Origin of the sequence: Xenorhabdus budapestensis (assembly GCF_002632465.1) — a bacterium.
Classification (GTDB): Bacteria; Pseudomonadota; Gammaproteobacteria; order Enterobacterales; family Enterobacteriaceae; genus Xenorhabdus; species Xenorhabdus budapestensis.
In genome coordinates this window covers 16401-32734 of the sequence record NZ_NIBS01000016.1, presented here as the reverse complement: position 1 = coordinate 32734, position 16334 = coordinate 16401, and the positions used below count along the sequence as shown (strand labels likewise).

Below are 16334 nucleotides of genomic sequence, written 5' to 3'. Positions count from 1 at the left end.
TTTTTTTATATTTAATAAATATAATTTTTAGTCCCCAATATTTATCTTTGTTATCTTTCATCTTCTTTTTAAGGCAGGTTTTTAATTACCTCTTTGCTTACACCACCATAACTGTTAATGCTATTCCAGCTAACTAAGCCTGGTGATTCAGATGGCAGGACGAAATGCGCTACGCCCTGTGGAGCGATCATATCAGTCCCCGTCAGGGGTTTTCCGGCCACTTCAAGCTGCCCGATGGTTACGTAATAATTACTGGGGTTTCTGACCTCAAGTTGGTGACCAATGCGACGAAATTTCAGCATTTTATAAGCTTCTTCAGAATCACCTTCAATGCCTTCAGGCCGATAAAACAATTTGATTCGGGTTTTCACCGTAATCAATAAAGTATTCTGTTCGTTCTCTTGTACGGAAGGAATAGATTTCACATTAAGGTAAAAAACCGATTCCCTATCCTCAGGTAAATTACCTCCGGTACGGACAATACGAAGAATACTTTCCTTGCCAGCATCCAAACGAAATAACGGCGGTGTCACAATAAAAGGGGCTTTTTCTCCCTTTGAATCAGTACTGATAAAAGACTGAATTAAATAAGGCCGGCTTTCGTCAGAGTTTTTCACTGAAATTGAAGTTTCTTTTTTATTGCCTTTATAAATAACACGGGTTCCACCAACGGTTACACCCGCCCAGGACGGAAATATAAAAAACAATGAGCATATAAGCGTTATTTTTTTCGTTAGCATATACGATGTAAATATTCTTTTTATTTTATTTTTCATTATTACATGACTACTTATGATGTTAATAGCTCCCGGCCGCAGCCATAAAAATGCCTCTGCGGCCAGGAAAGAAATATTTATAAATGAAATGATTTTTATTTGTAATCTATACTAAAACTAAGTGTGGAATTGGCCTTTCCGGCTGTAACGGTCTCTCCATTAGATACATAAGCCACTTGTAAAGGTATTTCCATATCAGCACTATTGATATTAATATCATCTAGTTTAGGAGCAGAAAAATTTATCAGTTTGCTTTTGGAGTAAACACCGATGCCAATCCCTTCTGCACCCGACGAGTCTATTTTTAATAGATTGGGATTATGGGTATCATTCGTCCCAGATAATGTGACCACCATTCTTGAAACAGGTGCAGTAACAGGGCACCCAGTTAATTTGATCTTAAAATCCTTTTTGCTACCCAGAACTTCAGTTCCACTTGTTCCTACTATGCCGCTTTTGAGATATATCCCCATGTCCACAATATTGTCAGAATCACTACCAATAGTACAGGTTGATTCTACAATCTTCCCCTCAAATTTTACTGTCCCCGTTGTTGCCGGAAGAGCCGCATAAGAAATATTGCTTACTGAAACCAATATTGCAGCAATAAAAGATGAAACTAAAGTCTTTTTCATTTACATATCCATAATGTTCATAATATACAACTAGTTATTATGTATAACGCAAAATAATAAAACGTTATAACAAAAAATTTCCGGCACAAGTTTCTGTGCGAAGAAGAAAAATTTACCTTAAGAATCAAAAAAGATCAACAATTTGATCGGTATTGACGATCAATTGCCTATATATTGATAGGATTTATCAATCAAGGGAAAATGAAGCGAGCGAGAGAAGAATTTTTACATATGATTCACAATTGCATATATTAATGCTAACAACTGACTGAGGCAACTTTGACCGCCAAATTCGTTATTGGCCTCATCCATGAGGCTAATTTATTAATTTTTCAGGAAAATTTAGCCATAAAACTGACTGATACTCTCTTTTTCTTGACCGGATACGATGATATTTAGTAGTCGTTCATAATATTCAGCCAGATTATCAATAACTTCTTCTGTATACAGCTCCGGATTGTAATTGATATCACACACGATATTTTGTGGCATGTATATGAGATTCATCCCAAGTGATTCAAAAGGAATCACTTGGGCCTCTATCAATTCCACATCAAGATTTGGCAGTGATAATTTTCCATTCTTAGACATGTCGATAAAATCGTAGAGATTTTGCGCATCTAAATAGTTAAACAGAACTTTAAATATATTATCCATCGCCTTTTCTCCCACCGCTTCAATCACGACAGACATGTGGATATTTGAATTCTCTATGGCACGATGAATAAATTGACTAACCTGCTTAATGATTTCTTGCAGGCTCATCTCCTTACTGATGGTCGATTTTACTATTAATTCACTTAAGAATAACCCGACTGTTTGATGGCTTTCTATGCGAGTACGGTCAGCTTTTGGTGAGGTAACAATATGTTGTGATTCACCGGAGTACATAAAAAGACAAGTGTGGAATAAAGCCATAAATAACATATAAGGCGTGATCTTATGAGTTTCACAATATTGCGAAACAGCTTTATCGAGTGAATCAGGTATTTTGATATGTCGGGCGTGAGGCCGATATTTTGAGGCCAGATGATGTTTGAAAGGAACGGGGAAATTACGTTCTATACTAACTTCGGAAAATTGTTGTTGCCAGAATTTAATCTGTTTTTTAACCGCCTCAGTTGTATGAATTTCTTGCAAGTCATAAACATAACCAGAATATTGCATGGCAACCGGTGATAACGTATTTTCTTGCCCCCGAGAATAAGCCGTATATAACTGTTTAAACTCATTCATAATGATATTGATAGACCATCCATCGGAAATTATGTGATGTATATCAATAAGTAACACCGTGATTTTTTCCGAAACAGGCAGTAAAAATGTCCTGATTAGTGGGTCACTATAAATATCAAAAGGTGTTCTTAATTTCTCTTGCCAGAGCTTGTTAATTTCAATAATAATTTGTTCTTTCTCTATTCCTCTTGGTAATGCTTCGATAACTTGCAGGTTAATTTTCATATTGTTATCAGGCTGCATGAAAATCTGCTCATTTTCTTTATAAAACTTAAAACGTAAACTTTCATGTCGCTCTAAGATAGTATTTAAACTTTTTTCCAACGCACTATGATTCAGTTCTCCCTCCATCAGCAAAGCAATTGGTACGTGGAAACTATCCTCCAATAACCCTTCTTGAACAAAATACCAAAACAGTTTCTGACTATAAGAAATAGGTATTTTTCCATCAGATATATTGTGTATTGTCTTCGGTACAGATATTTCGTGCTTATAACTGTTACGAATTACACTTGCAACCTGTGCAATGGTTGGATTTGCAAATAACTGCTGCATACTGAAATTATTGGTTAAAGTATTTCTTATGGAAGCGGTTATCTTAACAGCCAAGAGTGAATGACCACCAAGCGAGAAAAAATGATCATAAATACCAATTTGATTGATTTTTAGATGTTCTTGCCACAACTGACAGAGTTTTTCCTCGATTTCATCTCTCGGTGCGATATAAGTCTGACGACGTAAATCACTTTCATCCGGAATAGGTAACGCTTTTTTGTCCACTTTATTATTCAAATTCAGTGGCATGCGCTCCAATGGGATATAAAGACTGGGCACCATATATTCAGGCAATTGTTTTTTCAGTGCAGATTCCAGTAACTCTGCAAGTTCTCCACCAATGGCAGGGAGTTGCGGATAATTGGCCAAATGAGTTTGGCTGTAATCTGAGCGTGCCTGTATTTGAGGTAATTCACCACGGCTGAAAATCACATCCAATGAATCAGGTTGCCGCTGTGACCAGGTAAGCTCACACTGGTAGCCGCACTGTTCCGCATATTGAAGTAAAGATTCGAGTGCCAAAACTTGCTCTGTTGCTTCTGGAGAAAAACCGCTGGTATCTTTTGATGGAAAAACTATCTGATTAGATGGCCAATGACGTAGCCCTTCCGCTAAATCAAAATCCTCTTTGATGCGGGCATTAGGAATACCGGAAACGCCAAATGTGTCGCATTCGCCTGCCTCTAACACATTACGAAGCGCTTCAATAGAATTGAAGTTGCACCAGGTTATGGGTAAAGTGCAACATAATTTCGCATTTTTATCGCACTTATGTAATATCACTTCATAACGATAGCGCAGCATTTCATTGTCACCAACACCACGTTTAACCAAAATATCAACTCTACCAATTTCTGGGTAACGCATCGGCAATTGTGCAAAATAACTCGGGCTAAGTAAAAACTCTTTTTCTTGCTGTAAACGCCGTTGAATGCGATTTGCCAATGTACCCACCGAAATACGTTGCCCATTCAGGCGATTTTTCTCGATGGCCGTTACATGTGCAGTTAACAAATCTAAGTTACGGATATCTCCCAGCAGAATTTTCCCCCCGGCTTCAACCGCAGGCAATAACTGTGTAATGACTTTTTCCAGATATTGAATGTTGGGAAAATATTGAACAACGGAATTAATCACAACGGTATCGAACTGATCAGGCGTGATTGTGCCTAAATTCAGTGCATCTCCCCTTCTTAGTTCTACGTGCGACCAGCCACGCTGTTGCAAAATCTTCTGGTGACGAGCCAATACTTCCGCTGAAATATCAGTGGCCAATACTGATTCGCACCGTTCAGCATAACGATATAACAATAAGCCAGATCCACAGCCGATTTCTAATAAGCGGCGGGGGTGCAGGGATTCAATCCTCTGCATGGTTCCCGTCCGCCACTCTTCCATTTGTTCCAACACAATCGGCTGTTCGGTATAACTGTTCATCCAGCCACCAAAATCACTATCGTCATCGCTCTTATCGGTAGCATCAATAGCAGAGTTTTCTGTTATCTCCTGCCGATACTGACCATCAAAGATCTCTGTCCAGCTTTCAAGGTAATCCACATTAAAAGCGGCCGCTTTCTCTGCCAGCCAATTCGTGCTCGGACAAACATAAGCAATGAGTTTCCTGTCTTCACTGTCATGACCATCAGCGATCACGGCAGCATTACTTAAAATTTCCTGCCCCGCCAGAACAGTTTCAATTTCCCCCAATTCAATGCGATGGCTGCGAATTTTAATCTGCGCATCCAGTCGGCCAATAAATTCCAGCTCACCTTCCGGCGTCCAGCGCACTAAATCACCCGTACAGTAAAGTCGGTCTGGGTTGATACTGAAGGGATCTCGGATAAACTGTTTTTCCGTGATATCCGGTGCATTGCGGTAACCACGTGCCAGTTGAATGCCGCCGATATGCAGTTCCCCGATAGCCCCAAGAGGCACCAGATTACCGTCGGAATTCAGGATACGCATTACGGTATTCGGCAACGGTTTTCCAATCGTCACTCGCTTATCTGCCGTTAATAAGGCGGTAGTCACAATCGAAGTACACTCTGTCGGACCATAAACGTTAAACAGCTTTCTGCCCTGCGACCACTGTGCGGCGATATGTGGTGCCACCGCTTCCCCTGCCAACAGCAAGGTTGAAACGGTGCGCCATTTGTTGAAATCCAGATGAGGCAACAGCGCCGGCGGGAGTACAGCGTGGGTTATATGGTATTTTTCAACCATCTCATCCAGCCATTCAGGCGAACGGCGCTGTGTTTCTGAAATCAAATACAGCGTGGCACCATAGGCCAGAGTCATTGCCATTTCCAACACTGCGGCGTCGAAGCTCCAGGAAGCAAATTGCAACCCGCGAATATCAGCATCCGCACCAAATAACATAGCTTGCGCCTGTGCCAGATTCACCCAACCCTTATGCTCCAGCATGGCTCCTTTTGGCCGGCCGGTAGAACCCGAAGTATAAATGACATAGGCCAGATGATTTTCTGTCAGGGGCGCCGGACGATGAACAATATTGTCGGTGGGCAGGTTTTGCACATGCAATTGTACCGCGTCGGTATCCAGACAGATAACGCGTTGTTGGCTGATGGGTAATTTATCAACCAGCGCTGTTTCGGTCAGAATAAATTCGGCCCCGCTGTCCTCCAACATGTATTGCAGGCGGGCTTGCGGGTAACTGGCATCCAACGGCACATAAGCTCCGCCGGCTTTGAGAATGCCTAGCAGTGCAATCACCGTTTGTAACGACCGGGGAAGGCAAATTGCAACCAGAATATCTGGCCGGATACCTTGCTCAATCAGGTAATGAGCCAATTGATTGGCCTGAGCATTAACGGCCTGATAACTTAAAGTACTATCACCAAAAACCAGCGCAGTTTTTTCAGGATTCAGTGCCACCTGTTCTTCAAACAATTCATGGAAGCAACGTCCTGGTGGGTAGTGGTTCTGTGGCCCGTTTAATTCATGCAGTAAGGTCTGTTTTTCAGCTTCTGCCAATAATGGGAGTTCATGAACAGAGGGTTCTTTATTGATTGAATCATCTGTCATCACCTCAACAAGACCAGAAAGCAAAGTTTCGTAATTGGCAATGAATCTCTCAACGGTACTACTGTTGAACAGAATCGTGTCGGAGACCCAGACTATAGATAATTCGTTTGTTTTTTCTTCTTCATAAACATGGACTTCCAAATCAAATCGAGTCGTTTTAAGTAAATCACTCCCAAAGTCAGTAATATTATCCTGTTCCAGCGTTGTATCCTGTTGGTTGTTCTGTACTGCAAACATGATCTGAAATATCGGATTATAATTTAAGCTTCGTTCCGGGCTGAGCCTTTCTACCACCAACTCAAATGGCAGATCTTGATGCTCGTAGGCATCCAGAATAGTACGACTGTTTTGTTTTAAGAGTTGACTAAAAGTAGGCTGACCAGATAAATCCGTTCGGATAACCAGTGAATTGACGAAAAAACCGATCAACGGTTCAATATCAGGATGTTGCCTGCCGGCAATTGCTGTTCCAACCAGAATGTCTTTTTCATTACTGTAACGGCTAAGCAATACAGTAAAAGCCGTTTCCAGAAACATGAATAAGGTAACGTTATGCTTAACACACAGTCCCCTGATTGCTTGGGTTAACTGCGAAGAAATACGTTGTGTATGAAAACACCCTTCGATATTTTGTTTCTCTGGCCGTGGATTATCCAGTGGCACACGATGAACTGGCGAAATTCCAGTTAGCTGATGCTGCCAGTATGCCAGTTGTTTTTTCAGCACATCACCCTGCAACCAGCCCTGTTGCCATTGGGCATAATCGGTATATTGAATTTTCAGTGGCGGCAGCGGATTTGCTTTACCCTGACAATAAGCTTTGTATAACGTGAAAAATTCATTGAGAAATATTGCCAGCGACCAACCATCGAAGGCAATATGATGAACCGTATAAATAATAAGATAATCATCTTCTGCCAATTTTATTAACCGGACGCGCAACATCAGGTCCGTGCTAAGGTTAAAAATCAAACTCTCTTCTTCCTTACCAATTTGTTTTAACTGATAATTTTTTTCGGTTTCAGGTAGCGCAGATAAATCATGGTGTGTAATCGGTAAATCATAATCAGTGACAATAAATTGCCGCGGCTCATTATTGATGGTTTTAAAATGGGTACGCAACACTTCATGGCGTTCAAGTAATGACTTAACGGTTGCCTCAAACGCCTGTATGTTAATGGCTCCCGGCAGCCTGAAATCACCCATACAGTTATACTTGGGGCTGCCTCCATCCAGCTGATCAATAAACCATAAGCGCTGTTGAGCAAATGAAAGCGGATAATGTTCTGCTTTGCCATCACGCTGAATATCTTGCAAAAAGTGATACGTCTGAGTTTGCTCTTCTGAATCGAGCTGATTCAGAAAATCAATCAACTCCTGTTTATGTTGTTTCCATTCATTAAGCAACTTTGGCGGAATACTGCTGCGGCTGGTCTCGTATTGTAAACGATTATCAGTAACGAACAGAGTAATTCCCTGATTTAAAGCCTCATTGACAATTCGCGCTGCATTTTTCATATATCACCTTTCAATAGTTTTTGTGCGGTTTCTTGCCCAACCTGGAAATGTTTTCTTTTTTCTTTGATCAGGTGAATAGTGATAATTTGTGATAATTGCTCAAGTGTTGGATGTTCAAAAACACTTCTCAATGGAACTTCTATTTCTAATTCGTTGCGTATTGAACTAATAAGACGAGTTGCCTGAAGTGAATGCCCCCCCAATGTGAAGAAATTGTCATAAATGCCGACTTGACTGACGTTCAGCAAACGTTTCCATAACTGACCGATTTTAATTTCTATTTCATTTCTTGGTGCCACATAGTTTTGTCGGCGTAAATCGTCTTCATTTGGGATCGGTAGCGCTTTTTTATCCACTTTATTATTTAACGTGAGTGGCATACGCTCCAGCGGGATATAAAGACCAGGAACCATATATTCTGGCAGTTGTTGTTTCAGTGCAGATTCGAGTAATTCTGAAAGTTCTCCGCTAATGGCCGAAATTTGCGGATAGTTAGCTAAATGGTTTTGATTGTAGCCGGTACGTGCCTGTACTGGTGGTAACTCTCCGCGGCTGAAAATCACATCCAGTAAATCAGGTTGCTGTTGTGACCAAGTCACACCACATTGATAACCACATTGTTCAGCATATTGCAGTAAAGATTCAAACTCCTGAACCTGTTTTGATGCCTGTGGGGAGAAACTGCCGGCATTTTCTGGTGGTGTTATCATCTGATTGGCTGACCAGTGACGCAGCCCTTCTGCCCAAGCAAGATCATCTTTAACTTTGGCATTAGAAAAGCCTGAAACACCAAATGTATCCTCTGTGCCCATCTGTAACAAATTGTCCAGACTTTCAAAAGAATCGAAATTGTGCCAATTTAGTGGCATTTCATGACAAGATTCGGTATTTTCATTTCTTTTATGTAAGATGACATCGTAACGATAACGCAGCATTTCATTATCACCGATGCCACGTTTAACCAGAATATCAACCCGGCCGATTTCAGGATAACGCTCCGGTAATTGAGCAAAATAAGTTGGACTGAGTAAGAACTCTGGTTCTTGTTGTAAACGCCGCTGAATACGGTTCGCCAGTACCCCTACCTGAATACGCTGCCCGTTAAGATGACTTTGCTCTATCGCTGTAGCATGGGCGGTTAATAGATCTAAATTGCGAATGTCACCCAACAGAATTTTTCCTCCTGCTGTCACCGCAGACATTAGCTGTTCAAGCACTTTTTCCAGATATTGAACATTGGGGAAATATTGGACAACGGAGTTAATCACGACAGTATCAAATTCGTCAGCATGTAATGTTCCTAAGTTGAGCGCGTCTCCTCTTCTTAGTTGCACATGTGACCAGCCATGTTGTTGCAGAATATGTTGGTGTCGGTTCAGAACCTCAGCCGAAATATCAGTAGCCACCACTGACTCACACCGCTCAGCATAGCGATACAACAGTAATCCGCTACCACAACCAATTTCCAGTAAACGATGAGGGTTCAGGGCGTTAATCCGGTGCATTATTCCTGCTAACCACTCTTCCATCTGTTCAAGAGCAATCGGCTGTTTAGTGTAGCTGTTCATCCAGCCACTGAAATCACTACCTGATTCGACTGAATCACTTATATTTTCTTGCTGAGTATTCTCCGTTATGGGTTGACGATACTGCTCATCAAAAATTTCTGTCCAGTTTTCAACGTTACCTGCGTTAAATTCAGTGGCTTTTTCACCTAACCATCCTGTACTTGGGCAGACATACGCAATGAGTTTTTTCTCTTCATCTTGACCATAAGCGATAACAACAGCACTACTTAAAGCATCATGCCCGGACAAAACTGTTTCTATTTCACCCAACTCTATGCGGTGACTACGGATCTTAACCTGAGAGTCAACACGGCCGATAAACTCCAACTGACCATCCGGTGTCCAGCGCACTAAATCACCAGTTCGGTAAAGTCTGTTTTCCCGGCCATCTGTTGAATGTGGACTGAATGGATCACAAATAAATTGCCTTGCCGTGATTTCCGGTGAGTTTCGGTAACCGCGTGCTAACTGAACACCGCCGATATACAGTTCCCCGATAACGCCCATCGGAGCCAAGTTACCTTCTGGATCAAGAATACGCATCACAACGTTAGGTAAAGGTTTTCCAATCGTGACCTGTTCGTCAGTTAGTAAAGCCGTGGTAACAATGGATGTACATTCTGTCGGGCCATATACGTTAAACAGTTTTCTATTCTGTGACCAGCGAACAGCAACCTGTGGAGGTACTGCTTCACCTGCCAGAAGCAAGGTTGAGACAGAACGCCATTTGTTAAAATTCAGATGAGGAAGCAGTGCTGGTGGTAGTACAGCATGGGTTATCTGATATTTTTCAACGATTTCATCCAACAATTCAGGGGAACGCTGTTGAGTTTCTGAAATCAAATACAGTGTTGCGCCATAGGCTAATGTCATGGACATCTCTAAGATCATGGCGTCAAAACTCCAGGAGGCAAACTGCAATCCCCGGCAATGTGAGTCAATGCCAAATAAATCTGCTTGCGAAAATGCCAGATTAACCCACCCTTTATGTTCCAGCATCACCCCTTTCGGTTTGCCGGTAGAGCCAGAAGTATAAATCACATAAGCCAGATGATTTTCCGTGAGCGGGAGTGGACGCTCAGTAATATTATCTGTGGGCATGTATTGCAGCTGTGACTGTATTGTCTCGGTATCCAAACAGATGACTTTCTGCTGGCTGATTGGGAGTTTTTCAACAAGGTGAGTTTCGGTCAGAATGAACTCTACTTTACTGTGGTCTAACATATATTGGAGACGGGCTTTCGGATAACTGGGATCTAACGGTAAATAAGCCCCACCCGCTTTAAGAATACCCAACAACGCCACAACCGCCTGTAATGATCGTGGTATGCAAAGGGCAACTAATGTGTCCGGTTTGATCCCCTGTTCAAGCAGATAGTGCGCCAATTGGTTGGCTTGTTCATTTAATGATTGATAGTTTAGGGAGTTATTATCAAAGATCAGTGCATTTTTTTCAGGGTGTTGTGATACCTGATCTTCGAAGAGTTCATGGAAACATTTCCCGGTCTGGTAAGGAACTTGTGGCCCACTCCATTCATATAGTAAGGTATTTCGCTCAGCATCTGCTAGTAATGGAATGTCATGGACAGATGGCTCGCTGATGCCAGCATGATGTTTCATCACATCAACAATATTGGTCAGCAAGATCTCGTAATTGGCGATTAATCTGTTAATGGTCGCACTTCTGAACAGGCTGGTGTCAGAGATCCACCCAATGGATAACTCACCTTCGTCTTCTTCATATATATGGACTTCCAAATCAAATCGGATAGTCAGAAGCGAACGTTCTTTAGATGTGACAATGCTATCCTGCTCCAGAGTGGTATCCCGTTGATTATTCTGTACTGCAAACATGATTTGGAAAATAGGATTATAATTTAAATTCCGTTCTGGACTGATTTTCTCTACCAGCATCTCAAAAGGCAGGTCTTGATGTGCATAAGCATCCAGGATGGTACGACTATTTTGTTTTAATAGTTCACTGAATGTAGGCTGACCGGATAAATCCGTTCTGATCACCAGTGAATTGACGAAAAATCCAATCAAAGACTCTGTGTCACGGTGTCTTCGTCCTGCAAGTGGCATTCCAACCAGAATATCCTTTTCACTACTGTAACGACTCAACAACACAGCAAAAGCCGTTTCCAGAAACATAAATAACGTCACTTCATGTTTGGCACACAGTGCTCGTATTTCTTGGGTCAGAGCCTTTGAAATACGCTGTGGATGGACATCCCCTTCAAAATTCTGTTTTTCTGGGCGTGGATTATCCAGTGGAAAACGGTGAAGTGGTGAAATACCTGATAACTGGTTTTGCCAATAATCCAGTTGTTTTTCCAGAATATCACCTTGCAACCAATCCCGTTGCCATTGGGAATAATCGGTATATTGAACTTTTAATGGTGGCAGAGGATTATCCTCGCCCTGACAATAGGCACGATATAATGTGAGCAGTTCACTGATAAATATTGCCAGCGACCAGCCATCACAGGCGATATGATGAATCGTATAGAGAATGAAATAATCATCCTCTGTTAATTTTAGCAACCGAATACGCAGCATCAAGTCAGTGCTGAGGTCAACGACTTGTTTCGACTCTTGTTCACCGAGTTGTTTAACCTGTTGTTCCTTCTCAGATTCTGACAACGAGGACAGATCATGCATTGTAATAGGCAGATCATAGGAAGTAGTGATAATCTGCCGTGGTTCATTATCAATAATTTTGAAATAAGTACGCAGCGATTCATGGCGTTCAAGTAATGTTGCTATAGCAGCCTCAAAAGCGTTGAGATTGAGTGGCTCTCTCAACCTGAAATCACCTGTGCAGTTATACTGAGGGCTGCCTTCGGTTAGTTGATCAATTAACCACAAACGTTGCTGAGCAAATGAGAGTGGATAATGTTCCGCACGGTCATAACGCGGAATATCTTGCAGTCGGTGAGTGTCCGTGTCCTCTTCTGAATCGATCTGATTCAGGAAATCAATCAACTCTTGTTTATGTTGTTTCCATTCACTGAGCAAGCCTGGTGGAATATTGTCACGGCTGGTTTTGTATTTCAGTTTGTTATCAATAACAAACAAAGTGATCCCTTGATTTAAAGCTTCATTAATAATTTGTGCTACATTTTTCATATATCACCTTCCAATAGTTTTTTCGTTATTTCTTGCTCAGTGTAGAAATATTTTCTTTTTTCTTTCACCAGGTAAACCGTGACTTCTTGTGATAACCGCTCAAGTGTTGGCTGCTCAAAGACACTGCTCAATGGTATTTCAATGTTCAGATCATTACGTATTGAACTGATAAGGCGGGTTGCCTGAAGAGAGTGACCACCCAGTACGAAAAAGTTGTCATGGATACCGACTTGACTGACACCCAGTACCTCTTGCCATAATTGACTGATCTTTTTCTCTATTTCATTTCTTGGCGCGACATAATCTTGTTGGCGGAAATCATTTTCATTTGGAGTAGGCAACGCTTTTTTATCCACTTTATTATTTAACGTGAGTGGCATTCGCTCTAACGGAATATAAAGGCTTGGAACCATGTATTCTGGTAATTGTTTTTTCAGTGCTGATTCGAGTTGTTCTGAAAGTTCAGCTTTAATAGCTGAGTATTGGGAGATGTTTTCGGTATTAACTTGCAAAACTCTTTCACCCAACCAATCTGCGGTTGGACAAACATAGGCAATCAATCTTCTGTCTTTATCGTTCCCATAAGTAATAACCGCCGCGCTGCTTAAGGCGTCATGTCCGGTCAGTGCAGCTTCGATTTCTCCTAACTCAATCCTGAATCCTCTAATCTTGACTTGAGAGTCAATCCGGCCAATATATTCCACACTACCATCAGGCAACCAACGGGCTAAATCTCCCGTTCGGTACAAACGTTGGGATTGGGATTTTTCTGTCAAATCAGTAATAAATTTCGTTGCGTTCGTTTCAGAAGCATTCAAGTACCCGCGTGCCAGTTGGGTGCCACCAATACATAATTCCCCCGCAACACCAATAGGTACTAGATTGCCTGATGGATCAAGAATACGGATAACGGTATTAGGCAATGGTTTCCCAATCGTAATTTTGTCATCAGTTAATAAGCCAGAAGTCACAATGGCAGTACACTCTGTCGGGCCATATACGTTAAACAGTTTTCTGTCCTGTGACCAACGAACCGCGACTTGTGGTGGTACAGCTTCCCCCGCTAAAAGCAAAGTTGAGACACAACGCCACTTGTTAAAGTCCAGGTAAGGCAGCAAAGCAGGCGGTAATACAGCATGGGTAATCTGATGTTTTTCAACGAGTTCATCCAACCATTCAGGGGTATGCTGTTGGGTTTCTGAAATTAAATACAGTGTTGCGCCATATGCCAGTGTCATAGATATTTCTAAGATCATGGCATCGAAACTCCAGGAAGCGAACTGTAATCCCCGGCTATATGAATCAACACCAAATAAACCCGCCTGTGAAAGTGCCAGGTTGACCCACCCCTTATGTTCCAACATAACCCCTTTCGGTTTACCAGTAGAACCGGAGGTATAAATGACGTAAGCCAGATTATTTTCTGTTAGTGGAAATGGACGTTCAGCGATATTGCCCGTAGGCATGGGCTGCAATTGTGACTGTATTGTATCAGCATCTAAACAGACAACTTTCTGCTGGCTGATTGGGAGTTTTTCTATCAGATTTGTTTCGGTCAGAATGAATTCAGCTTCGCTGTGTTCCAGCATATATTGGAGACGGGATGTTGGATAGCTGGTATCTAACGGCAGATAAGCTCCACCTGCTTTAATAATCCCCAATAGTGCTACGACAGCGCGTAATGAACGAGGAATACAGAGTGCAACCAATGTTTCTGGTTTGATATTTTGTTCTATCAAGTAGTGAGCAAGTTGGTTGGCTTGTTTATTTAGCTCCTGATAACTCAATGAATTGTTGCCAAAAACAACGGATGTTTTTTCAGGATGTCGGGCAGCTTGTTCTTCAAACAGTTCATGAAAACAGCCGCCATGCTGGCTATGATCCTGTGGCCCATTCCATTCATGTAATAAAGTGTGTATTTCAGCCTCTGCTAATAGTGGAATGTCATGGACAGAGGGTTCTTTGTGTATCAGATCTGAGCCGATACGTGGCTTCATCACACTAACAATATTAGCAAGCAAAGTTTCATAATTGGCGAGTAATCTTTCGATAGTAATATTTTTGAATAGGCTGCTGTCATAAACCCATAAAAGGGATAATCCTCCCTCTTCTTCATAAATATGAATTTCCAAATCAAATCGAACTTTTAAAAGCAGGCGCTCTTCAATCTCAATATTATTGTCCTGCGCTAACGTCGTACTTTGCTGAGTATTCTCCAGAGTAAAAGCGATTTGGAATATAGGGTTATAATTTAAGTTTCTTCCTGGGCTAATTTTCTCTACCAGCATTTGAAATGGCAGATCTTGATGTGCATAAGCATCCAGAATGGTACGACTGTTTTGCCTTAATAACTCACTGAAAGTAGGCTGACCAGATAAATCAGTTCTGATCACCAGAGAGTTAACAAAAAAACCAATCAGAGGCTCAATATCATGGTGTATTCTCCCTGCAAGGGGTGTTCCGACCAGAATGTCTTTTTCATTACTGTAACGACCTAACAATACAGCAAAGGCTGTCTCCAGAAACATGAATAGAGTGACTTCATGTTGGTGACATAATGCTCTGATTTCTTGAGTCAAATCCTTTGAAATACGTTGCTCATTAAGCTTCCCTTCGAAACTCTGTTTCTCCGGTCGTGGGTTATCCAGTGGAAAACGGTGAAGTGGAGAAATACCTGATAACTGGTTTTGCCAATAATCCAGTTGTTTTTTCAGAATATCCCCTTGCAGCCAATTTCGTTGCCATTGAGCATAATCGGTATATTGGATTTTAAGTGGCAATAATGGGGCTATTTCCCCTTTATTATAAGCACGATATAAAGTGATAAGTTCATTGATAAAAATTTCTATTGACCAACTATCGCAGGCGATATGGTGAATGGTATAGATAATGACATAATCATTTTCAGCCAGCTTTATCAACCGCATACGCAACATCAAGTCAGTACTGAGGTTAAAAACCAAGTCATCTTCTTCTTTACTAAGTTGTTTAACTTCGTTTTTCTGCTCAGCTTCAGACAACGCCGTCAGGTCGTGCAGCGTAATAGGTAAATCATAGGAATTTGTTACAACCTGCCGTGGCTCATTATCAATAATTTTAAAATGGGTACGTAATGCTTCATGGCGTTCAAGCAATGCTTTTACAGCGGTTTTAAAAGCATTGAGATTGAGTGATTCACGCAATCTCAAATAGCCAGGACAATTATATTGGGGACTACCTTCGGTAAGTTGGTCGATAAACCACAAACGTTGTTGAGCAAATGAGAGTGGATAATGTTCTGCATTACCATCTCGTTGAATATTCTGTAACAGATATGTCTGAATTTCTTCTTTTGAATCGATCTGGCTCAGAAAATCGATCAACTCCTGTTTATGTTGTTTCCATTCACTGAGTAATTCTGCTGGAATACTATCGCGGCTAGTTTCGTATTGTAAACGGTTATCAGCAACAAATAGAGTAATTCCCTGATTTAAAGCCTCATTCACAATTTTAGCTGCATTTTTCATATATAACACCTTTTACATAAAAATAATTTTCAGGCACATTTCAGTAATCTTTCGAAAAAAAGATTTATTAATGATTTTCTTTATCATTTTTTGAAATGGGTAAGATATGTTTTTATATAGTTAAAATTCGATGTTTTAACATATATCGTGCAATAAATATTTTTTGAAATATTGAATGAGGCAGGTAAGATAGGAATTTAATTTTAACATTAAAATCTTTATCCAAATAATTATTCATAATGTTTAAAATGGTAAAATGAAAGCAATTAATAACCATGTTAACATATGAACATCGAAAATTCTTAGCGGTATTGTTTGACTTAGTTATCAAAATAATGAAAAAAACATAAAGATTTTTTGATG

General features: G+C 41.0%; 5 protein-coding genes. All 5 read right to left on the bottom strand.

The window, feature by feature from the left end; translation table 11 throughout:
* Positions 1-68: 68 nt before the first annotated feature.
* Positions 69-740, bottom strand: a complete 672-nt coding sequence (locus Xbud_RS13585; protein WP_099136567.1) for a fimbrial biogenesis chaperone — start codon at positions 738-740, stop codon at positions 69-71.
* A 131-nt stretch (positions 741-871) separates the two neighbouring features.
* On the bottom strand, positions 872-1411 hold the full coding sequence (locus tag Xbud_RS13580; RefSeq protein ID WP_099136566.1) for a fimbrial protein: 540 nt from the start codon (positions 1409-1411) through the stop codon (positions 872-874).
* 342 nt (positions 1412-1753) lie between these two features.
* The gene (locus Xbud_RS13575; protein ID WP_099136565.1) at positions 1754-7765 is read right to left on the bottom strand and encodes a non-ribosomal peptide synthetase; all 6012 of its coding nucleotides are present in this window, start codon (positions 7763-7765) and stop codon (positions 1754-1756) included.
* Positions 7762-12465 (bottom strand): non-ribosomal peptide synthetase, encoded by a 4704-nt coding sequence (locus Xbud_RS13570; RefSeq protein WP_244589958.1) that lies wholly within the window; start codon positions 12463-12465, stop codon positions 7762-7764. The genes Xbud_RS13575 and Xbud_RS13570 overlap by 4 nt, the downstream gene beginning before the upstream one ends.
* On the bottom strand, positions 12462-15971 hold the full coding sequence (locus tag Xbud_RS13565) for a non-ribosomal peptide synthetase (protein WP_099136564.1): 3510 nt from the start codon (positions 15969-15971) through the stop codon (positions 12462-12464). Before Xbud_RS13565 ends, Xbud_RS13570 begins: the two co-directional genes overlap by 4 nt.
* Positions 15972-16334 lie beyond the last annotated feature (363 nt).

Coding starts and splice junctions, on each gene's coding strand:
- Xbud_RS13575 (WP_099136565.1), bottom strand. CDS start 7,765: ATGAAAAATGCAGCGCGAATTGTCAATGAGGCTTTAAATCAGGGAATT.
- Xbud_RS13565 (WP_099136564.1), bottom strand. CDS start 15,971: ATGAAAAATGCAGCTAAAATTGTGAATGAGGCTTTAAATCAGGGAATT.
- Xbud_RS13570 (WP_244589958.1), bottom strand. CDS start 12,465: ATGAAAAATGTAGCACAAATTATTAATGAAGCTTTAAATCAAGGGATC.
- Xbud_RS13580 (WP_099136566.1), bottom strand. CDS start 1,411: ATGAAAAAGACTTTAGTTTCATCTTTTATTGCTGCAATATTGGTTTCA.
- Xbud_RS13585 (WP_099136567.1), bottom strand. CDS start 740: ATGCTAACGAAAAAAATAACGCTTATATGCTCATTGTTTTTTATATTT.